Origin of the sequence: Rhizobium sp. BK181, from assembly GCF_014193305.1 — a bacterium.
GTDB lineage: Bacteria > Pseudomonadota > Alphaproteobacteria > Rhizobiales > Rhizobiaceae > Rhizobium.
The window spans coordinates 108147-127457 of record NZ_JACHZA010000012.1; the positions used below are offsets into that span (position 1 = coordinate 108147).

The 19311-nt window shown below is 58.6% G+C and carries 20 protein-coding genes; 11 read left to right on the forward strand and 9 right to left on the reverse strand.

The window, feature by feature from the left end:
• The first annotated feature begins 17 nt into the window (after positions 1–17).
• From FHT77_RS22820 to FHT77_RS22830, 3 genes are all read left to right on the forward strand, one after another.
• Entirely contained in the window at positions 18–809 is a 792-nt protein-coding gene (locus FHT77_RS22820; protein WP_183757124.1) for a taurine ABC transporter ATP-binding protein, read from the forward strand.
• Positions 810–874: 65 nt separating this feature from the next.
• Positions 875–1660 (forward strand): ABC transporter permease subunit, encoded by a 786-nt coding sequence (locus FHT77_RS22825; protein WP_246712685.1) that lies wholly within the window; start codon positions 875–877, stop codon positions 1658–1660.
• 61 nt (positions 1661–1721) lie between these two features.
• The gene (locus FHT77_RS22830; protein WP_183757126.1) at positions 1722–3077 is read left to right on the forward strand and encodes an LLM class flavin-dependent oxidoreductase; all 1356 of its coding nucleotides are present in this window, start codon (positions 1722–1724) and stop codon (positions 3075–3077) included.
• Here FHT77_RS22830 and FHT77_RS22835 read toward each other — a convergent pair whose 3' ends face one another.
• The 3 genes from FHT77_RS22835 to FHT77_RS22845 form a co-directional block, all read right to left on the reverse strand.
• Positions 3078–3731, reverse strand: a complete 654-nt coding sequence (locus FHT77_RS22835; protein WP_183757127.1) for a methionine ABC transporter permease — start codon at positions 3729–3731, stop codon at positions 3078–3080.
• Complete coding sequence (locus tag FHT77_RS22840; protein WP_183757128.1) at positions 3712–4797, reverse strand: methionine ABC transporter ATP-binding protein; 1086 nt, start codon at positions 4795–4797, stop codon at positions 3712–3714. The genes FHT77_RS22835 and FHT77_RS22840 overlap by 20 nt, the downstream gene beginning before the upstream one ends.
• A 92-nt stretch (positions 4798–4889) precedes the next feature.
• On the reverse strand, positions 4890–5723 hold the full coding sequence (locus FHT77_RS22845; protein ID WP_183757129.1) for a MetQ/NlpA family lipoprotein: 834 nt from the start codon (positions 5721–5723) through the stop codon (positions 4890–4892).
• Between the two features lie 283 nt (positions 5724–6006).
• Here FHT77_RS22845 and FHT77_RS22850 point away from each other — a divergent pair, with 283 nt between their 5' ends.
• Positions 6007–7440: an FAD/NAD(P)-binding protein gene (locus tag FHT77_RS22850; RefSeq protein ID WP_183757164.1), complete on the forward strand. Its 1434-nt coding sequence runs from the start codon at positions 6007–6009 to the stop codon at positions 7438–7440.
• A 60-nt stretch (positions 7441–7500) separates the two neighbouring features.
• Here the strand turns inward: FHT77_RS22850 and FHT77_RS22855 are convergent, their stop codons facing one another.
• Positions 7501–8037 carry a hypothetical protein gene (locus tag FHT77_RS22855; protein WP_183757130.1) on the reverse strand — a complete coding sequence of 179 codons (537 nt, stop codon included), beginning with the start codon at positions 8035–8037 and terminating at the stop codon, positions 7501–7503.
• 213 nt (positions 8038–8250) lie between these two features.
• On the opposite strand from FHT77_RS22855, the gene FHT77_RS22860 reads away from it, so the two are divergent.
• The 5 genes from FHT77_RS22860 to FHT77_RS22880 are packed head-to-tail and all read left to right on the forward strand — an operon-like array spanning position 8251 to position 12067.
• Positions 8251–8922: an amino acid ABC transporter permease gene (locus tag FHT77_RS22860; RefSeq protein ID WP_183757131.1), complete on the forward strand. Its 672-nt coding sequence runs from the start codon at positions 8251–8253 to the stop codon at positions 8920–8922.
• Entirely contained in the window at positions 8922–9593 is a 672-nt protein-coding gene (locus FHT77_RS22865) for an amino acid ABC transporter permease (RefSeq protein WP_183757132.1), read from the forward strand. Before FHT77_RS22860 ends, FHT77_RS22865 begins: the two co-directional genes overlap by 1 nt.
• Before the next feature lies 1 nt (position 9594).
• Positions 9595–10329, forward strand: coding sequence for an amino acid ABC transporter ATP-binding protein (locus tag FHT77_RS22870; protein ID WP_183757133.1), 735 nt, complete (start codon positions 9595–9597; stop codon positions 10327–10329).
• A gap of 9 nt (positions 10330–10338) precedes the next feature.
• A complete protein-coding gene (locus FHT77_RS22875) occupies positions 10339–11256 on the forward strand; it encodes a N(4)-(beta-N-acetylglucosaminyl)-L-asparaginase (protein ID WP_183757134.1) in 918 nt (305 codons plus the stop codon).
• Between the two features lie 19 nt (positions 11257–11275).
• Positions 11276–12067: a transporter substrate-binding domain-containing protein gene (locus FHT77_RS22880; RefSeq protein ID WP_183757135.1), complete on the forward strand. Its 792-nt coding sequence runs from the start codon at positions 11276–11278 to the stop codon at positions 12065–12067.
• Between the two features lie 37 nt (positions 12068–12104).
• Here FHT77_RS22880 and FHT77_RS22885 read toward each other — a convergent pair whose 3' ends face one another.
• Positions 12105–13106, reverse strand: coding sequence for a LacI family DNA-binding transcriptional regulator (locus FHT77_RS22885; protein ID WP_183757136.1), 1002 nt, complete (start codon positions 13104–13106; stop codon positions 12105–12107).
• A 153-nt stretch (positions 13107–13259) separates the two neighbouring features.
• Between FHT77_RS22885 and FHT77_RS22890 the strand changes: the two genes are divergently transcribed.
• Positions 13260–14624 (forward strand): M24 family metallopeptidase, encoded by a 1365-nt coding sequence (locus tag FHT77_RS22890; protein ID WP_183757137.1) that lies wholly within the window; start codon positions 13260–13262, stop codon positions 14622–14624.
• Positions 14625–14660: 36 nt separating this feature from the next.
• Here the strand turns inward: FHT77_RS22890 and FHT77_RS22895 are convergent, their stop codons facing one another.
• From FHT77_RS22895 to FHT77_RS22910, 4 genes are all read right to left on the reverse strand, one after another.
• Positions 14661–14912, reverse strand: a complete 252-nt coding sequence (locus FHT77_RS22895; RefSeq protein WP_183757138.1) for a DUF2934 domain-containing protein — start codon at positions 14910–14912, stop codon at positions 14661–14663.
• 114 nt (positions 14913–15026) lie between these two features.
• A complete protein-coding gene (locus FHT77_RS22900) occupies positions 15027–15440 on the reverse strand; it encodes a VOC family protein (protein WP_183757139.1) in 414 nt (137 codons plus the stop codon).
• On the reverse strand, positions 15437–16540 hold the full coding sequence (locus FHT77_RS22905; protein WP_183757140.1) for a Gfo/Idh/MocA family protein: 1104 nt from the start codon (positions 16538–16540) through the stop codon (positions 15437–15439). The genes FHT77_RS22900 and FHT77_RS22905 overlap by 4 nt, the downstream gene beginning before the upstream one ends.
• A 9-nt stretch (positions 16541–16549) precedes the next feature.
• Positions 16550–17560 (reverse strand): Gfo/Idh/MocA family protein, encoded by a 1011-nt coding sequence (locus FHT77_RS22910; RefSeq protein WP_183757141.1) that lies wholly within the window; start codon positions 17558–17560, stop codon positions 16550–16552.
• A 617-nt stretch (positions 17561–18177) separates the two neighbouring features.
• Here FHT77_RS22910 and FHT77_RS22915 point away from each other — a divergent pair.
• Positions 18178–19299, forward strand: coding sequence for a heparin lyase I family protein (locus FHT77_RS22915; protein ID WP_183757142.1), 1122 nt, complete (start codon positions 18178–18180; stop codon positions 19297–19299).
• Positions 19300–19311 lie beyond the last annotated feature (12 nt).

A 19311-nucleotide genomic window follows, 5' to 3' on the forward strand; every position in this document is an offset into this window, starting at 1 on the left:
TGACGAAGAGATTACATATGCTCAAAGTCGATCAAGCCAGCGTCTTTTTCAGAACGCGAGACGGCCGGACGGTCCATGCTCTCGATAGAGTTTCACTCAATATTCCCGACAACAGCTTAGTCGTGGCACTTGGAGCCTCGGGTTGCGGCAAGTCCACGCTGCTCAACGCGATAGCGGGATTCCTGCCGCTCTCGTCAGGCGCCATCACCCTTGACGGGCGCCCCGTCACGCGTCCGGGAGCAGACCGGGGAGTCGTGTTCCAGAAAGACACGCTGCTGCCATGGAAGTCGGTCCTTGGCAACGTCGCGCTTGGACTGCAGTTTGCGGGAGTTTCAAAGGCTGAACGCAGAGCTCGTGCGATGGAGTTGCTCTCTCTCGTGGGCCTGAGCGATTTCGCTGACGCATTTCCCTACGAACTGTCAGGAGGCATGCGCCAGCGTGTAGGAATTGCCCGGTCTCTGGCTGCCGATCCTGAGGTGCTACTGATGGATGAGCCATTCGGCGCGCTCGACAGCCTGACGCGGGAACAGATGCAAGAACTGATCATATCCATCTGGAAAGCCACACGAAAACGGATCTTCTTCATCACCCATTCGATCGAGGAAGCGCTGTTTCTCGGCACGCAAGTCGTGGTTATGTCTCCGCGACCTGGTCGCATCGTAGCGCGCTTTGATCTCGACTTTGTCAGCGAGTTCGCGCGAGCCGGCGACGCTGGAGCCATCAAGATGGCGCCGCAGTTTGCGACTTTGCGAGAAGAAATCCGGGGAATCCTGCATGGGTCCGATCAAATCAGGAGTGCGGCGGAATGAGTGACACCATCGAGACTGCCGGGCTCCTCGTCCGGCCCACACAGGAGCAGCCCAACACAGTGGACATGAAGGGGTTCGGCGCCGGGGAAGGAAGTACGCTCCTCATCAGCCTCGCGACAGCAGTCGTGCTGCTCACATCATGGTGGCTGGTTGCAAGGCTCGGACTGGTTCCGCGTCTCTTCCTCCCGGCACCACAGGAGGTACTGACCCAGATCGGCACGGTTTACAGGGACGGTTATGCCGGCGCCTCTCTCGGTGAACATGTCTCTGCAAGTCTCTTCAGGATCGCCGCGGCGGCCGCCATTGCGATCGCTGCCGGCATCCCGATTGGCCTGCTGATGGGTCTCAACCGGTGGGCAAAGGGCATCTTCGATACGCCGATCGAATTCTACTGGCCGCTACCGCCGCTTGCCTATCTGCCATTGATGATCATCTGGCTCGGAATTGGCGAGACGTCGAAGGTGACGCTTCTCGTCCTTGCAATTTTCGCTCCGATCTGTCTTTCCGCCCAGGCCGGGGTTCGCTCGTTGCCGATCGAACGCATCAATGCGGCGCGATCCCTCGGTGCCCGGCACTGGCAGCTGGTTGTCAGCATCGTTCTGCCATCTGCACTTCCGGAGATCCTCACAGGCATTCGCATCGGGTTCGGCGTCGGCTGGGGCACGCTTGTTGCAGCGGAACTTATCGCCTCAAATCGCGGCATCGGGTACATGATCATGTCAGCTTCCCAGTTCCTCGCGACCGACGTCGTCTTCGTCGGCATCGGGATAATCGCTGCCTGTGCATTCGCGTTCAGCCTCGCCGTTCGGATCTTGGAAGCAACCCTCGTTCCGTGGAAAGGTAAGATCTAGCGCGAACGCCTGCCACGTCCCTGACGGGGCGCCCTTTCTGTCACGACGGGGATCGACCGCAATGAAACAGATGCAGATCTTTGCCTTCGACATGAACTGCGTCGGCCATATCAATCACGGCATGTGGACCCACCCACGCGATACCTCGCTTCACTACACGGATCTCGATTACTGGGTGGATCTTGCCCGAACTGCCGAGCGCGGAAAGCTCGATGGGATATTCCTGGCTGATATCCTCGGCGTCTACGACGTTTACAAGAACAGTGCGGCGCCGGTCATCCAGGCTGCTGCCCAACTCCCTGTAAACGACCCCATGGTGCCGATCGCGGCCATGGCCTACGTCACCAGGCACCTCGGCTTCGGAGTGACAGTCAACACGACTTTCGAACCGCCTTACCTCCTTGCACGGCGCATGTCGACGCTCGACCACCTGACAAAGGGTCGGATCGGGTGGAACATCGTCACCGGCTACCTCGACAGCGCAGCGCGGGCAATGGGTTTGGAGAAGTTGCCGGAACACGACGCGCGCTACGATGCGGCAGAAGAATATCTCGAAATTCTCTACAAGCTCTGGGAGGGAAGCTGGGACGACGATGCATTCGTTGGCGACAAGGTCCGTGCAATTTTCGCCGACCCTGCAAAGGTTCGTGCCATGAAGCACGAGGGGCAATACTACAAAATTGAGGGGTTTCATCTTTCACAACCCTCACCGCAGCGCACGCCGCTACTCTTCCAGGCGGGAGCCTCCGCTCGTGGGCAGGATTTCGCCGCCAGGCATGCCGAGTGTGTCTTCGTTGCCGCGCCAACCCCGCAGGCAGTCTGCCGGCCCGTTGAGGCATTGCGGGCAAAGGCCGAGGCGTTCGGACGCGGACCAGATGCCCTGCGCGTTCTGCAGCTTGTTACAATTGTTGTTGGCCGGACCGAGAAGGAGGCGCGGGACAAGCTCCAGGACTACCGCACGCATGCCAACGTGGAGGCGTCTCTTGCACACTACGCGGCTTCGACTGGCGTTGATCTCTCCAAATACGGTCTTGACGACCCCATCACGCAGGCGTCGACCAATGCCAATCAGTCGGCACTCGCCGCGATCACCAAGGATGCGCCGACGCCCATGACACTGCGCCGGATCATTGACCACATGGTGCTTGGTAGTCGGATGAAGCCAATTGTCGGATCACCCGCTCAGGTCGCGGACCGACTGGCGGAATGGATTGCCGATGGCGGCATAGATGGCTTCAATCTCGCGCGTACCGTTGCTCCGGAAAGCCTGCTTGACTTCGTCGATCTCGTGATCCCGGAGTTGCAGGAGCGCGGGCTATTCAAGGCAGATTATGCGCAGGGCGCCCTGAGACAAAAGCTGTTTGGCAAGAGCGGCAGGTTGCCGCCTGGGCACCCTGCCGCCGCGTTCCGGCATTGATTACTTGTGGTCCAGCCTGGCGACCAGCCGATCGCCAAGCCACTGGATGCCGCAGACCAGGACGATCAGCACGGCAACAACAGCGACCATTACGGCAGTCTCGAAGCGTTGGTAGCCGTAGCGTATGGCGAGATCACCAAGTCCGCCGGCACCGATCGCCCCCGCCATTGCAGACGCTCCGATCAGGGTCACGAGGGTAACGGTGAACCCGGCGACAATCCCGGGGAGCGCTTCTGGAACCAGCACTTCGCGAATGATCGTCCACCCATTGCCCCCCATGGCGCGCACGGCATCGATCAGGCCGCGGTCTACTTCTCTCAGGGATACTTCCGCGATACGCGCGTAATAAGGTGTTGCTGCAATCGCGAGCGGCACGATCGCTGCCCACGTTCCCAAAGCCGTACCGACGATAAGACGCGTCAACGGGATCAGCGCCACCAGCAGGATGATGAAGGGAACGGATCGAAAACCGTTGATGATGGCGCCAAGGATACCGTTAATCCACGCGTTTTGGGCTATGCCGCCCTTGTTGGTGAGAACCAGCGCCAGCCCGAGCGGTAGACCGAAGACCAGCGAGATGAGCCCCGATGCGCCGGTCATCAGGATCGTTTCCCAAAGCGAGCGAAGCAGAAGATTAAACATGATCGGTGTCATAACCGAGAACCTCCACCCGCGCCGAGCGGGCTTTCAGAAATTGCAGGACCTTGTCTCTCAAGGCCGGGTCGCGGGTCGGCACGGCGATAAAGAACCGCGCCACAGGCTGGTTCTGAATATGGTCGATACCGCCGTGGACAAGGCGGAAGGATTGCGGAAGTGCTGTGGACAAGTCGGCAAAAACCGCGCCCTGTGCCACGGGGCCCGCCATGTCGATGCTGAGGATGGCTTCATCGCCCGATGTGGGCGACAGGCGTGCTGCTATATGTTCAGGCAATTGCGGCCGGCTGCCAGACAGCAGGCTCTTGGTGATCGCTGCTTTTGGATCGGCAAATACAGACCAGACTTGTCCTTCTTCCGCGATGCGGCCAGCGTCAATGACCGCAACACGATCTGCTATGCTTCGGACAACTTCCATCTCGTGGGTGATGAGGATGATCGTGAGCCCAAGCTTGCGGTTGATGTCCTTGAGCAGGGCCAGGATGGATCGCGTCGTCTCAGGATCGAGCGCGGATGTCGCTTCGTCAGACAGAAGCAACGCCGGACGGGCTGCGAGTGCGCGGGCGATGCCGACACGCTGCTTCTGACCACCGGATAGGGATGAAGGATAGGCCCTCGCCTTGTCGGCAAGACCGACGAGCTCGAGCAGTTCATGCGCGCGTTGCAGGCGCTCCGACTTTCCAGCGCCAGCGATCTTCAGAGGGAGCGCAACATTCTCTTCGACGGTTTTCGATGCCAGCAGGTTGAAGTGCTGGAAAATCATCCCGACACGGCGCCGAAGGGGTTGCAGTTCCTTTTCGTCGAGACCGACGATGCCGCGTGCCTCGATTTCGATCAAACCGCTGTCCGGACGCTCTAGGCCATTCAGACAGCGGATCAACGTGGATTTTCCGGCCCCGCTTCGCCCGATGATCCCGAGAATTTCGCCCTTGTGAACGGTGAGCGATATTCCATCCAGGGCGGCAGTCGTACCAAAGTGCCGGTGGACATCGACGAGGCGGACGACCTCTTCGCCCTTTACCGCTGGCGAAGCCTCGATTGTGGCGGCCGATACATTCGAATTCATCTTCTATCCTTTCGGAAAACGCTCAAGGCGGCCCGGGCTGGGAACGCCCGGGCCGCCTTGTTCATGCACCCGCTGCGTGGCGCAAATGTCGATCAGTAGGCGCTGACGCCGGTTCCCTTATACACCTTGTCGAACTCCGCCTTAACCGTGTCGTTCTGGTAGGACGATACAAGCGTCTTGACCCAGGCTTCGTTTTCGCTGCCCTGCTTGACGGCAATGAAGTTGCGGTACGGGTTATCGGCGATCGGCTCCTGCGCAATACGGTCAGCTGCGGACAGGCCGGCCTTCAGTGCCCAGTCGGTATTTACCACGGCTGCATCCAGATCATCGATGGCGCGGCCGACCACGCCGGCATCAAGCTCCTTGATTTCGACGTTCTTTGGATTCTCGGTAACGTCAGTGACTGTTGCAAGAATTCCCGTGCCATCCTTCAGCTTGATAATGCCTTCGTTCTGCAAGACCCGCAGTGCACGGCCTTCGTTCGAGGGATCGTTGGGGACACCGATCGTCGCGCCTTCACCAATCTCGGCGACCGCCTTGTGCTTCTTGGAATAAAGACCGATCGGCCATACCGCGGTATATCCAACAGGGACTATGTGGTAGCCATGCTGTTCAACCTGGTTGTCGAGGTATGGCTTGTGCTGGAAAGCGTTTGCGTCGATTTCGCCGCGCTCCAGCGCCTCGTTCGGCTGCGTGTAGTCGTTGAAGACGACCGTTTCGACCGTCAGGCCTTTCTTTGCGGCTTCGGCTGTCACGACTCGCCAGACATCTTCGTCCTCGCCACTCATGATGCCAACTTTAATAGATTTGTCTTCGGCGAAGGCAGTAAACGGCGTTGCCAGGGCGATCAGAGCGATAGTAGAGGCGGCCATCACAGTAAGGGTGGTGCGGCGCGCGAGGCTTGGTTTGGACGTCTTCTTGTTCATTTTGGTGTTTCCCGTCTTGAATTGGTGAGGCGAGCCTCGAACAGCCGGATAGTTCCAAAACTGGTGAAAATAAACCAAGCAAGCCCATCTCTATTGCGCTGCAGCACGGAAAAACTCTTCGGCCGACGGGCGCAAGTGGGGGATAAAAATTCTACTGATTTGGTAGAATATTGCCATTGCTCGGTTCTTCGGCCCATTCTAGGTTAAACCATCCGGGCGCGAAGGACAAACGCGCCTTCCCCCACCAAGGTCATCGGAATCGCGTGCATTGGACCACGACAGCGTGACAACCGGACGAAATAACGGCGGCAAGACACGCCACCCCGTTGTTGTGGTTGTTGGTGGAGGCGTGTCTGGTGCTGGCGTTGCCTATCACCTTGTGCGTACCATGGGCGAGCAAGCACCCGCGATCGTCGTGTTTGAACCACGTTCTGAACTCGGCAGAGGGCTCGCTTACGATACGACCGATCCTGCCCATCGCATCAATGTCCCCGCTGCGCGCATGAGCCTGCTGCCCGACCGGCCCGAGGATTTCCTGGAATGGATCGCGCGCGAGGATGCGGTCGCCGACGATCCCGAAGCTTTCCGGCCAGACGGCAACCTTTTCCCGCGCCGCCAGGTCTTTGGCTCTTACATTGCTTCAGCTCTCGCCCCTTATGTTGAAACGGGAGCAGTGCGCCATCGGCGCGCGCTCGTTGTCGACGTGTGCCGCGACGGATTGCTCTGGCGCATTGCCGACAGCCAGGGCGGTCAGGTGTTTGCCGATTTCCTGGTTATAGCCACCAGTCATCCCTCACCGTCGGTGCCGGGTGCCCTGCGCGTTCTCGAGGGACATCATCGTTTTGTGCCCGATTCGACCCGTATTGAAGCTCTGGGGCACATTCGTCCGAATGACAGGCTGCTGATTATCGGCAACGGCCTTACGGCGGCCGACATTGTCGCTTCGCTGGCACGCACCGGTCACCGCGGCCAGATCACCTCGATTTCACGTCGGGGATTGCGATCGAGAGGGCATTCGCCCTGGCCGCAAGATCCGTTTGGGGACTTCGAAGCAACCCCAACCCACAGCGCCACCGCCCTCCTCCGAAGCATACGTCTGGCGATCACCGAGGCCGAGGCCGCCGGACTGACTTGGCATGCGGTCATCGACCAGGTCCGTACCCATGGGCGCGCCCTCTGGCAGAAATTACCCATGTCGGAGCGATGCAGGATTGTGCGTCACATCAGACCCTTTTGGGATGTCCATCGGTTCCGGATCGCGCCGCAGGTTGAGGATGTGTTGGAACAGGCAATCGCGGAAGGCAGGATGGAGGTCCTGGCGGCGTCCGTCGGCAAGGTCCATTTTGAAGGCGGGTCGATCCACGTCGCGCTTCGACGACGCAGCGGCCCCTCATTGCAGCGGTGCTTCGATGCCGTCGTCGTCACAACCGGTCCGGCACATGGCGGGATCCTGGACAGTCAAGCCTGGCTTTCAACGATGCGCGCTCAGTCGCACTTGCAACTCGATCCAACCGGCCTCGGCATCGCATGCTCCGAGCGCTCGGAGGCGCTGGATGCCGATGGATTGCCCGACGCGACTCTGCTCGTTTCCGGGCCGCTGGCGCGAGGTACGTTCGGAGAGTTGATGGGCTTGCCTCAGATCACTGAACATGCGGTCTTCGTGGCGAGCGAGCTTTCCACGAAGGTGACAGCACTTCGGATGCCGGCTCGAAACTGAACAGCGCGTATCGGGGCCTTTGGCACAAGCCTGCCTTCAGGCCATCTGAGAGCCCGTCTGTCATGGCGCGGAACCCGGTGTCACCATGAACGGTTCAAGTTCTGGATCGAAGTCGACCTCGACCACGTTGTTGAATGTCGCAGTCGCGAGCATGATACCAGCAAATGCCACAAGGTCGACGAGCGTCTTATCATCGTAGCGCTCCTTCAGGCTGGTCCAGATTTCCGCGGGGATCGCGTTGGAATTGGCGACGATGGCATTTCCGAAGCGGTCAAGAATGGCCTCTTCTTCCGAGAGCACCATTGCGTCCGGATTGAAGCCTGCATTGATCAACGCCCGGCGGAAGAAGCCGACGGCGATCTTTGAGCGCGCTGCTTTCGAAATCGAATGGGAAAAGATCCAGATGGGTCGATCGGGAATGGACGCGAGTTCGGCGCGAAGCGTGAACCATTCAGCGTAAATCCGGTGCGCCACCGGCGAATGCAGGAGTGTCCGCTTCATGTTCGTCATGCGACCGCGAACCCTCACCTCTTCGTCGTGCGCTGCCTGAATCTCGCGCGAGGCGGTGGCGTATTCGATCTTGGGGATTTGGCTCATGATCATGCTCGTGTTGTCGGTTGCTATCGTCTTATTGCGAGTCGCAGGGTAACGCACCCGGCCGTCCTGATCCTCCTTTAGGTTGTCAGATTGCTCCAAGCCATCTCATCACAGCGAGGATAGGAAACGCGAGGGAGAACGACATTACGTTCTTGACAATTCCAGCTTGCCAATTCACGGTGAAACCGGTTTCACTCGCAATACGGATAGTTCGTGCGGCTCGATCTTTCGGTTCTCTTGCCCCATCTCGGCTTTCTCGCGCATGGCGCGCTTTTGACGGCAGAGGCATGCGCACTGGCCCTCATCGGAAGCGTCGTGATGGGGGCATTCGTGGCGATCGCACGGACTTCCTCCTCGGCACTTCTGCAGCGGGTCTCCTGCCTCTACGTCGACATTTTCCGCAATGTGCCCTTCATCGTGCAGCTGTTCTTCTTCTACTATGGTCTGCCCGAGGTCGGCATCTACATTGACGCGTTTACAACAGGCGTGATTGCGCTGTCGATCGCAGGCGGCGCCTATGCCTCCGACGTCATCCGTGCAGGCATTCTGGCTATCGATCAGGGCATCATCGAAGCTGCTGAGGTAAGCGGCCTGTCGCGGCGCGTTTTGTTCACGCGGATTGTCCTGCCGATCGCGCTGCGCACGTCGGTGCGCCCCCTCGGCTCGGTCCTCATCAACATGATCCTCACCTCCTCGATCCTCTCGACGATCACTCTGAATGAGCTCACCGGCTCTGCGCAGATCGTCGTATCGCAGACGTACCGCCCCTTTGAAGTCTACGTTGTTCTCCTCGTGGTCTATGCGGCATTGACCTACCTCGTCTCTCTCGCGATTGCGCTCCTCCACCGCCGCCTCAACCGTGACATGATGGAGGCTGTTACCTGATGCGTTTTACTGATTTCACGGCGTTCGACCTCGTCCTTCTCGCGCAAGGGCTCGGCGTCAATCTGGCCCTTTTCCTAGGAACGTCCCTGATCGGACTGGTGATCGGAATCGCGTGGGCGATCGTGCGTTACTACTGCGTGCCGGTGTTGAGCGCGTGCATCACCTTCTTTTCCGAGCTGCTGAAGAATTCACCGGTTCTGGTGCAGCTGTTCCTGGTGTTTTTCGGCCTGCCTGGCCTTCTCCACATCCGCGTCACGCCCGTCACGGCGGCGGCGATCACCCTTTCCGCCAACACAGCCGCCTTCGTCTACGTCATTGCGGTCTCGGGCATCGAGTCAATCGGCCGGGATCAGCTCGAAGCGGCGCGTGTCTTTGGATTAAGCCGCCGGCAGGTGCTTCGTCATATCGTCGCGCCACAGGCGGCTGCATTTGCGGTCGGGCCTCTGATCGCTCTCCTCGTCAACCAGCTGCAGGTCACGTCGCTGATCTCGGTTATCGGCGTTGTCGACCTGACCAAGATCGGCAACATCCTGAACATGCGCACCCTAAAGCCATTTGTCGTCTGGACGGCTGTTGGCCTGCTTTACTTCGCCGCCGCCAAGCTGGTCGCCTATGCGGGATCGCGCTTCGAAAAACGCCTCCGCGCCCATAGCGCCTGGAGAGGGCTCTGAAATGATAAGAGTTGAAAACGTAAGGAAGTCCTTCGGTCAGACGCCTGTGCTCGACGGTGTCGATCTGACGATTGCGCCTGGCGAGGTTGTTTCGATTCTTGGCTCCTCGGGGTCGGGGAAGTCGACGCTGATCCGCTGCATCAACGGGCTGGAAAGGCTCAGCGGCGGCCGGATCATGGTCGATGAATTCGACGTCAGCATGCCGAAGGAGCTTGCCGAAGCGCGGAAACGCTCCGGCACGGTCTTCCAGTTGTTCAACCTCTATCCGCATATGACTGTGCTCGGCAACATCACGCTTGCGCCGATCGAAGTGCTGAAGAAGCCCCGCGGCGAGGCTGAAGCCAGGGCGCGCGCCCTTCTGGAATCGGTCGGACTGGGCGGCAGGGCCGATGCCTACCCGGCGCAACTTTCTGGCGGTCAGCGCCAGCGCGTCGGCATCTGCCGCGCGCTTGCGATGCAGCCTCGCTACCTGCTGTTGGATGAAGTGACCAGCGCGCTTGATCCGGAGATGACAGCGGAAGTGCTCACAATTCTAGCCAAGCTCGCCCAGGACGGGACGACGATGCTCTTCGTCACGCACGAGGTCGAGTTTGCCAGGCAGATTTCGGACCGGATCGTGTTTCTCGACAAGGGCAAATTGCTGGTCGATCTCCCGACAAAAGACTTTTTCGACAACAGTGGTGGCATGGCGCAACCGCGTGTCGCCCAGTTCCTTTCCAAGATGCGCAAAGATTAGAGGTGCTAGATGCTGCTGTTGGCCAACAAAGAAGCCTGGCCGGGTTTTCCGACGTCCGTTGAAATGCTGCGCGATGGTGCAAACAGTCTCGATGCAATGGTCGCCGGGATCGGCAAGGTCGAGAGCGAAGTGAAAGTGCGGAGCGTGGGTTATGGCGGCTGGCCCAACATGCTTGGCAATATGGAGCTTGATGCCGCGGTCATGGACGGCAACACCCGCGAAGTCGGGACTGTCGGGGCCGTGCCCAACACGCTGCCGGTCGCACGTCTTGCCCATGAAGTTATGAAGCGCCTCCCGCACGTCATGCTGACCGGTGACGGCGCCCGGCGCTTTGCCACCGAGATCGGCTTCGCAGAGGATGACGTGTTGTTCGAAGACAGCAAGAGGGTCTGGTGGGAGCGGCTGGAAAAGGAGCTGTCGGCGGAGGACCTCGCGAAATTTCCGGACATACCGCTCGCGCCGTTGAGCCGCGCGATTACCGATCCGGAGCGCGTTCGGGACACCACGGTGTTCCTGTCGGCGGATCCTGCACGCGGCATCCACGCGGCGACGTCAACTTCTGGCTGGGCATGGAAATATCCTGGCCGCCTTGGCGATAGCCCGATTCCGGGTGCCGGTTTCTACGCTGATAGTCGCTATGGGGCTGCCGCCTGCACGCACACTGGAGAAATGACAATGCGTTGTTCGACGGCTCGCACGGTCGTCCTTGCAATGAAGCTCGGCTATTCACTCACTGACGCGGTGAAACTCGCTATCGACGAGCTCAATGAACTTTCCTCGGGCTTCCTGGCGGGCGTCGTGATCCATGCGGTCGATGCGAAGGGAAACCACGAGGTCGTGAACTTCAGATGCGAGGGCGAAATTCGCTACTGGCTCTGGGAGGACTCGATGCCCGAACCGGAACTGCGGGTAGCGAAACAGGCATAATCAAAGAGGGAATGAAAACATGAAGCGCATTCTGACTACACTTGCCGCATTCGCCATTGTGGCAGGTTCTGCTCTCCCGTCGTTTGCGGGAATGATCGACGATATCCGATCGCGCGGAACCGTTCGCATCGGAGTCTCGCTCGGCGGCGAGCCGATCGGCTTCCGTGACGCGCAGAACAATCCCGTCGGTTACGATGTCGATGTCGCGACGCAACTCGCCCAGAAGCTCGGAGTACCAGTGGAGTTCGTCGACGTTTCAGGCGATGCACGTATCTCTATGCTGGTTTCAGGCCAGATTGACCTCTCAGTTGCCAACACCTCCGCAACGCTGGAACGCGCCAAGACCGTGAACTTCACGATCCCCTACAATCGCGCCGGCTTGCGGGTCATCGTCCAGAAGGATTCGGGCATCAAGGAGTTGAAGGACCTCGCCGGGAAGAAGGTCGTCGTTGGTCGGGGAACGACGGGCGAGAGCTTCCTCAAAACGGCTGTCCCGGATGCAGAACTTGTCTACGTCGATCAGTTTGCCCCAGACGGCGTCCTCCAATTGCAACAGAAGCGCGTCGACGCGGCGATCGAAGATTCTTCGCTGCTCGATTATCTGGCGACCAAAAATCCGTCGCTCGTGACCCTGCCGGGCCTCTACTCCAACGATCCAATCGGTATCGCCGTCGCCAAGGGAGACCCGGAATTCGTGCGGTGGCTCGACATGTTTGTCTCCGATTACATCCAGTCGGGCGCCTATGCGGCGAACTACAAGAAGTGGTGGGGTCCCGAATCTAACCCTCCTGCCTTGAACCCTCAGTGGTAGGGCTACCACGGGCTGCCTTCCGGCAGCCCGTTTTCGTCTAGGCGGTCCGGCGGGGAACGAAACGGGTCGGCACAGTCACAGGGGGCTGGGAAGTCTTGAAAATGCCGGGATTGGCAACGGCATCGACGATGTGGCGGACATAGAGCGCCTTGTCATAGCCAATCGACGAGATCGGATAGGCATCGAAATCGGTCAGGGACAGGTTGTCGAAACCATAGAGCCGGAAGCGCGTGGGTCGGCCATCGGGAAAATCGACCCGACGGACATCCAGGATTCCCATCGCCATCGCATCTGACGTGCAAAACACCGCATCGAGAGCGCTCAACCCTGTCAGTTCGATGGCGGCCGCATGCCCGCTTTCGTAGGAGTAGTCGCCCTGAACTGTTCGAATGAGGTCGATCCCGTAGCGTGCGAAGCACTCCTGGTAAGAGCGAATGCGGGCCTGCTCGACCGGAGAGGATGCACGACCCGTAACGAGAGCGGCACTGCGAACCCGTTTCGATGCGGCGTCAGCCACCGCTTCGGCGATGCCGGCCCGTTCGTCGGGGATGATGACGGGAGAGTACTGGTCGTGAAGGCCATTGAGCATGATGACATGATCGGAGCGGAACATCCGCCGCACGGTCGGCGCGTCGGCAAAGTCGGAAAACACCAACGCGGCATCGACATGATAGGCCACCCCATTGCGCAAGAACTCTTCGACGCGCGCAACCGATCCGATACGGATCAAGATGACCTGCTTGCCGACGATCTGGATCTGATCGATGAGCCGGTCAAAGAGATCGAGGTCAGAGAGATCGTGAATGTGATTGACCACTACGGCGACGAGATTCACTGTCTTGGTGGTCAGGCTTTGTGCGAGCAGGTTCGGCTGGTAGCCAAGGCGGGTGGCCGCTGCGATTACACGTTCTCTTTTCTCGGAGGACACCGGCCGGGGTTCGTTGGAAAGTGCCCGGCTTGCTACCGCACGCGAGACACCCGCCAAACGGGCAACGTCGGCAATCGTGGGAGGGGCGTCGCGGCTACTGTCATGATTCATGTTCGAAAGCTTTCCACCATTAAGAGGGTGATATCGCACCGCTCGGTGCTTCGGCTATGTTAATCTTCGGCTCCCCGGCGCCTGGCCCGCCACTATTCACGCTTTTTCTGCCTTCACCTTTGCCATGCCTTGATACTTGCTTGGAGGAACTTGATGTCTGTCACGCTAGCCCCTGTTGCATTGCCCGATTTCGGCCCGATTGGACCGCAGCCGCAGGTTCCATCGGCAATTTATGATTTACGTGCGGTTGCCGCCTTCAATGCCGCGCGGACTGACTGGCTTGTGGTCTATGCCGACCGTGAGCACTTCGGAAATATCATGCATCTCACCGGTTTCGAGCCGCGCTTCGAGGAAGCCCTGCTGCTGCTTGGTCCGGAAGGGCGTCGTGTGATCATCACCGGAAATGAGTCCGAAAGCTATGCGGCAATCGCCGGTCTCCCCGGGATCACCGTGCTGCGGGCGCAAACCTTGAGCCTTATGGGGCAGGATCGCAGTCAGGATCCGAAGTTGGCCGATCGGTTGCGCGATGCGGGACTAAAGGGCGGCGATTCTGTCGGCCTGGTCGGCTGGAAATATCTCGGACCTGACGAGGATGAGGACTACGGCCAGAGTTTCTTCGTCCCGCATTTCATTGTCAATGCGCTGCGGCGAGTAATCGGCCCGGCGGGAACACTGCTTGATGCCACCCCTATCCTCATGCATCCGGAGAATGGTCATCGCGCAGTTGTCGATGTCGATCAACTCGCGGCGTTTGAGTGGGCGGCAGCGCGTTGCTCGCAGGCGCTGTTCAGGGTCGTTGCCGGAACTCGGGAGAACGAGACGGAATTTCAGGCGCTTGGGCATCTCGGCTACGAGGGAGATCCGACGAACGTCCATACAATGTTTGCTTCAGCCAGTGTCGGCGAGACCATCATCGGCCTGAGAAGCCCCACGTCGCGCCGACTGAGAAAGGGCGATGGCGTGACGACAGCACTCGGTTACTGGGGTGCGCTGTCGTCGCGCGCTGGGCTGCTAACGGACTATGAAGAAACATTCCTGAAGCCTGCGAAAGCCTACTTCGAGGCTTTGACGACGTGGTACGAGACGGCAGATATCGGCGTGACGGGCGGCGACCTCTTCGCCGCGGTTACCGAGAAACTTCAGTCCGCGGGTCTCGACTCGGCTCTAAATCCTGGTCACCTCGGCAGCCACGAGGAATGGCTGCATTCACCAGTACGGCCCGGGTCGACTGAGCGTTTGCGATCCGGCATGCCGTTCCAGGTTGACGTGATACCAGTACCAATGCCCGCGGGTTGGGCGCTCAACTGCGAAGACATGGTGGCCTTCGCGGATGCCAACATGCGCGAGGAGATACGTCAACGTCATCCGGAGATGCATGCGCGCATTCTTCTGCGGCGTTCTTTCATGGCGAACAAGCTCGGCGTGACACTCTCCGAGAATATTCTTCCGCTTTCGTCGACACCGCTTTATCTGCCGCCGTTCTGGCTTAAGTCGGGGAGCGTTCTCGTGCGAGAATGAAGCCATGTATTGGCGCGACGGGCCGGAGTGTTTCTTTTACGCGGAGGTCTTTTGTTCGCATGTGTCGGCGTCGATGACTTTGAAGTCGCTTGAGCGCATCAGGCGGCCCATCGTCCGCAATCGTTCGATAAGCTCGCTGCCGTCGACCGACGCACGGGTCAACTCGAGCTGGCGGTACTCGCTGGATGCTTGGCTCCAATGGTCGCCACTGCGGCCGTTCGGTCTCCCTTCGGATTCCCAGAGTGCGTAGGCGCGTTGATTGATCCAGTCGTCCTTGCTGCGTGACATGCCGGCCTCAGCTGTGGAAAGGTGTATCGATTCCTTCAGGCTGACAAATGGGCATTACTGGTTCGTTACTGCAGTGCAAAAAGCGCCTGCTGCGACATCTCTTTGGCGTATTGATCAACCGGGGCTCAGCTCATTGCGCCGTTCTGCGAGTTCGACGGTGATACCGTCGGGATCGCGCAGGAACGCCACCCGATCGATTATCTCGGAATTCACGGCGGGACGGGGCCTCTCCCTTACCGCCGCGCCGGCCGCTTCGAGTTTGGCGAAACTTTCATCGACGCTATCAACGAGGAAGGTAATATGCAGGACTCCCGACGTTGCGGGCGCCAGATCCAAAGCGGCAGCGGCGCCGTCAGGCGGCGCGAAGATCTCGAGCATGCCATTGCCCGTATCGAGAAACGCCACTTCCGTGCCGTTGGCCATTGTCTTCCGCAAGCGCAGGCGCAGACCCAGGAGATCACAATAGAAGGCAAGTGACCGGTCCATGTGGCCAGTCACCATGCCGACGTGCTCGAAGCTCTTGATCATGCCTCAGACCCGGAAGCCAGGCGATCCTCCTCCTCCGGCAACCAGGACCGGTAGAGAGGATGATCAGACAGGATTGGCAGCGAAGTCGGCTTACCGGTCCGCTGCGAATGATAGGCCGCCGTGACCAGTTCCAGTGAGTTGCGAGCGTCCTCCAAGGTTACCGGTGGCTCGCCACCGGTGGTCAATGCACGATGAAAGAGTTCGAATTGTCTCGTGTAACCGTCTTCGTGGACGACATAGGCGGCCAGAGCGTCATCGACACGCTTCTGGTGGTCCTCCGTCCCGGCAATAAAAGTCCATGGGTCTCGACCCATCGTGTAAGGCTCGAGGATACTTTCTGCTACGAGATCCGAGAAGCAGAACCGCAGGCGGGAGATTTCCTTCCGGGAGCCGAGTGTCATCGACAGCGTTGCCAGGGATCCATTCTTCATCTTCACCGAAATGGCTGCAGTGTCTTCAACCTGGATCGGATTTACGAGTGTCGCCCCGTAGGAGAATATTTCGGAGCATGCGCCGTGCACGTAGTTCAGCATGTCATGAGCGTGAATTGCGTGGCCAAGCAAACCGCCTCCGAGCTCAGTGACCCACTTCCCGCGCCAGGGCACAGCATAATAGTCTGGCCCACGCCACCAGTGCGTTTCGATTGTGGTGAGGAATGGAGTACCTGTCAGGCCGAGATCGATCAGCATCTTCAGCTTTTGAAGTCCCGATCCGTAGCGGTACTGGAAGATAGGCATCAGTTGCGGACCTTCGGCGCGCGCCACTATGCGGGCCATTTCGTCCACCTCTGCAATCGAGCCAAACAGCGGCTTTTCACAGATCACGTGTTTTCCGGCTTCGAGCGCCTTGCGGCATAGTTCGAAATGTGAACCTGGCGGAGTGCAGATATCGATAACGTCGAGATCCGCACGAGCGATCATCGTTTCTGCATCCTGGGTATATTCCGGTATTCCAAACTCATCACAAAGTGACCGACCACGCTCCTCGTCCAACGAGCAAAGAACGGCAACGTCAAACAGGTCCTTGTTCCACGCGAACCCGGTTAGGTGGCGGGATGCGATACCTGCTCCGATGACACCAACGCGAAACTTCTTGGGCATGTGGGTTCCTCAGCAATGACCCAGGCGCGCGGCCTTTGATTGCGCTTCAAGTGAAAGGCGGCATACCTCGTACACATGTTCCTGAGGCATCGCTGTTTCGGTCCGGTCACGCACATCTGCAATGAAGGCATCGAAATAATCGAGCTTCTCGGCAGAGCAATCGATGTGGGTCATCTCCTTGCCATTCACGAGGAAGAGGTGGTCCTTACCCGGGCGTCCGGCAATATCGATATATTTTCGCAGCTCGATGTAACCGTCGGTACCGAGGATTGTCAGGCGGCCGTCGCCCCATGTCGGCAAGGCCTCCGGAGTAAACCAGTCGACACGCACATAGCCCGAGGCGTTGTCAGAGCGAAGCAATACCTCACCGAAATCCTGGAAGGCGGGTTTGTCGGGCATGCCGAAATTACCGACCGAACTTGCCACCACTTCGGCACGTCTCGAACCAGTATAAAACAGGAACTGGTCGACCTGATGGGATGCAATGTCAACGATTATTCCGCCAAATTGATCGGGATCGAAGAACCAGTCCGGCCGCGTTGGCAGCTGCAGCCTGTGAGGCCCCATGCCGAGCGTCTGGATGACAGTGCCGATCGCACCTTCTTTGATGAGTTTGCCTGCCTTTACGGCGGATCGCACACAGTGGCGCTCGGAAAAACAGATCGAGAATATGCGACCGGTTTCCGCGACGGTGCGCCTTACCTCTTCCAACTGCGCGAAGGTCGTAACCCCGGGCTTGTCTGTCATGACATCCTTGCGTGCGTTCATCGCGCGGACGGCCAGTCCAGCACGGTCGCGTGGGATGGCGGCGATGCAAACGATGTCGATGGAAGGATCGGCAAAGATCGTGTCGCGATCGAGTTGCGGCGCATCGGGGTAGGTTTTACTGAAGGTTTCAAGAAGCGCAGGCACCGATGTTTGGGGGCAATACCCTGCGAATTCCGCGCCTGCGGCAAGCAGGCCCTTCACATGGTCGAAGGTGTGTCCATGGTCGATTCCGACGACGGCAAATCTCAACATAACAGAACTGTCCTCCTGCAAATGCCCAAATCGGTCTTGGTGCCTGAGTTGTGCGTTCTCACCGAAGAGACAGCGAAACGCCTGGGCTGTCAAGGCGCAGTGGCCCGGGCAGCGAACGATTAAAAGACATAACAATCTGATATTAATGGTTAAAAAAAGTATCTAAATAGTTAGTTATGGCTCGATTGCTAAGCTAGAACCAAAGGCGGCGGCGGCGGCCGACCGATTGCCCCGTGTCCCTAGATTTGCGTCCAGACCCCAAGATTCGCGTCGCGTAACCGCGTAGATATGCGTCTGAAGAAAATTACGCTCAGAAACCGCTTGCCTCGGTGGCAGCAAAGGCAGCTTCGTCGTTGTTGCTCCGTCCTTCGTACTCGGTCACCTCTCTGACCCCCATGTGCAGTTTGCGTCGACTCTTACATTGCAATCTTAGGTTACTGGTGCTTCAATCGTGGCTCACCGTGGGGCACCGAAACGAAGCGAATGCCGCTTGGCACATTTGCTCCCGATGTGTCCGGCTTAGCCGGCTGCGGCACTCGCTCGCAGTCTTAGTATCTCGCGCTTTTGTCGCGACTTTGCGTGTAATGCTTTGTTCTATGGCCAAGGGAGCCACAACTGTGAAGGCTATTTGCACCTATCTGCTTTACAATAGATGTCTCGTGGGACTGGCTTCCATGTTCTTGTTATGCGCCTCGCATGCAACAGCCAAAGATATGGCCGATGACTTCAACGCGGGAAAGCTTGATCCAACGAGGTGGTCAACCATCCAAGCGGAACCTCACCAAATTGGATACCCGAAGGATGCGCGCTGTGGAGGTTCAGCAATTTCTCTCACGGTCAAAGACGGGGATTCTGGAAAATCTTGCGATGGTCCTTGCCAGCGGGCAGAGCTTCGTACTCAAAATGCCTACCGTTCGAAATATGGGGACGACCAATGGTACGCATTCAGTTTTCGAGTCGCAGGCGACGTTCCCCCGACGAACAGCGACCGGTTCGTCGTCTCGCAATGGAAGGCACCCAACGATATCAGTCCTTTCCTCGCCCAGCGATTTGATAACGGAGTTTTTTACATAACAGTGCAGGACGGCGAGCGCCGTCGGACGGTGGTTTCAGCAGATGGCGATCCGGAAGCCCTCCAAGCGGCGCAAGAGGTACTGAGCAAGGTCGACCCGCAAAACCAGCAAATGGTGTCGGCCATCAACACCCTGCAGCAGCTCCAGCTCTTCAGAACCCAGCAGCCCGCGTTGGACAGCCTATTTTCGGATACTCTCAAAGACGCGCTCGGCAGTCAAAGACCGGATGCGCCGTCGGTCAAGGAACTTGCTACAAAGCTTGGCATCGATGACAGTGACCTTGTTCCGGCGATAGGTGACCTTTCGTTTGCAACCGATATCCACGAATATCTCGGTCCGGCTAATATTGACGTTACGCTGGAAAGCAAAGATCCACTTCCCGATCCACGCAAAGGTTGGGTAGACATGGTGTATCATGTGAAGAATGGCCGGACAGACAATACTGTCGTTCCTCCGAAAAAGGGCTTCATCGAAATCTGGGCGAACGGAAATAAGATGGCAACGGTTACTGGGGATTTGGGAGCGAAGATCACAGAACCGAATGACCTAACCGGATATTTTAAATTCGGCATCTATCGGGCTCCCCTGCCCGGCAAATTTGAATTCCGCTTCGACGAATATTCACAGGCGGCGAAAAAAGCAGACCTGGCAAAAATGTGTAACTAGCCGATCACTGAA

What these genes read in the sequence shown, in the direction of transcription:
- FHT77_RS22820 (WP_183757124.1), top strand. Translation starts at nt 18, where the DNA reads ATGCTCAAAGTCGATCAAGCCAGCGTCTTTTTCAGAACGCGAGACGGC.
- FHT77_RS22825 (WP_246712685.1), top strand. Translation starts at nt 875, where the DNA reads ATGAAGGGGTTCGGCGCCGGGGAAGGAAGTACGCTCCTCATCAGCCTC.
- FHT77_RS22830 (WP_183757126.1), top strand. Translation starts at nt 1,722, where the DNA reads ATGAAACAGATGCAGATCTTTGCCTTCGACATGAACTGCGTCGGCCAT.
- FHT77_RS22835 (WP_183757127.1), bottom strand. Translation starts at nt 3,731, where the DNA reads ATGACACCGATCATGTTTAATCTTCTGCTTCGCTCGCTTTGGGAAACG.
- FHT77_RS22840 (WP_183757128.1), bottom strand. Translation starts at nt 4,797, where the DNA reads ATGAATTCGAATGTATCGGCCGCCACAATCGAGGCTTCGCCAGCGGTA.
- FHT77_RS22845 (WP_183757129.1), bottom strand. Translation starts at nt 5,723, where the DNA reads ATGAACAAGAAGACGTCCAAACCAAGCCTCGCGCGCCGCACCACCCTT.
- FHT77_RS22855 (WP_183757130.1), bottom strand. Translation starts at nt 8,037, where the DNA reads ATGAGCCAAATCCCCAAGATCGAATACGCCACCGCCTCGCGCGAGATT.
- FHT77_RS22865 (WP_183757132.1), top strand. Translation starts at nt 8,922, where the DNA reads ATGCGTTTTACTGATTTCACGGCGTTCGACCTCGTCCTTCTCGCGCAA.
- FHT77_RS22870 (WP_183757133.1), top strand. Translation starts at nt 9,595, where the DNA reads ATGATAAGAGTTGAAAACGTAAGGAAGTCCTTCGGTCAGACGCCTGTG.
- FHT77_RS22875 (WP_183757134.1), top strand. Translation starts at nt 10,339, where the DNA reads ATGCTGCTGTTGGCCAACAAAGAAGCCTGGCCGGGTTTTCCGACGTCC.
- FHT77_RS22880 (WP_183757135.1), top strand. Translation starts at nt 11,276, where the DNA reads ATGAAGCGCATTCTGACTACACTTGCCGCATTCGCCATTGTGGCAGGT.
- FHT77_RS22885 (WP_183757136.1), bottom strand. Translation starts at nt 13,106, where the DNA reads ATGAATCATGACAGTAGCCGCGACGCCCCTCCCACGATTGCCGACGTT.
- FHT77_RS22890 (WP_183757137.1), top strand. Translation starts at nt 13,260, where the DNA reads ATGTCTGTCACGCTAGCCCCTGTTGCATTGCCCGATTTCGGCCCGATT.
- FHT77_RS22895 (WP_183757138.1), bottom strand. Translation starts at nt 14,912, where the DNA reads ATGTCACGCAGCAAGGACGACTGGATCAATCAACGCGCCTACGCACTC.
- FHT77_RS22900 (WP_183757139.1), bottom strand. Translation starts at nt 15,440, where the DNA reads ATGATCAAGAGCTTCGAGCACGTCGGCATGGTGACTGGCCACATGGAC.
- FHT77_RS22905 (WP_183757140.1), bottom strand. Translation starts at nt 16,540, where the DNA reads ATGCCCAAGAAGTTTCGCGTTGGTGTCATCGGAGCAGGTATCGCATCC.
- FHT77_RS22910 (WP_183757141.1), bottom strand. Translation starts at nt 17,560, where the DNA reads ATGTTGAGATTTGCCGTCGTCGGAATCGACCATGGACACACCTTCGAC.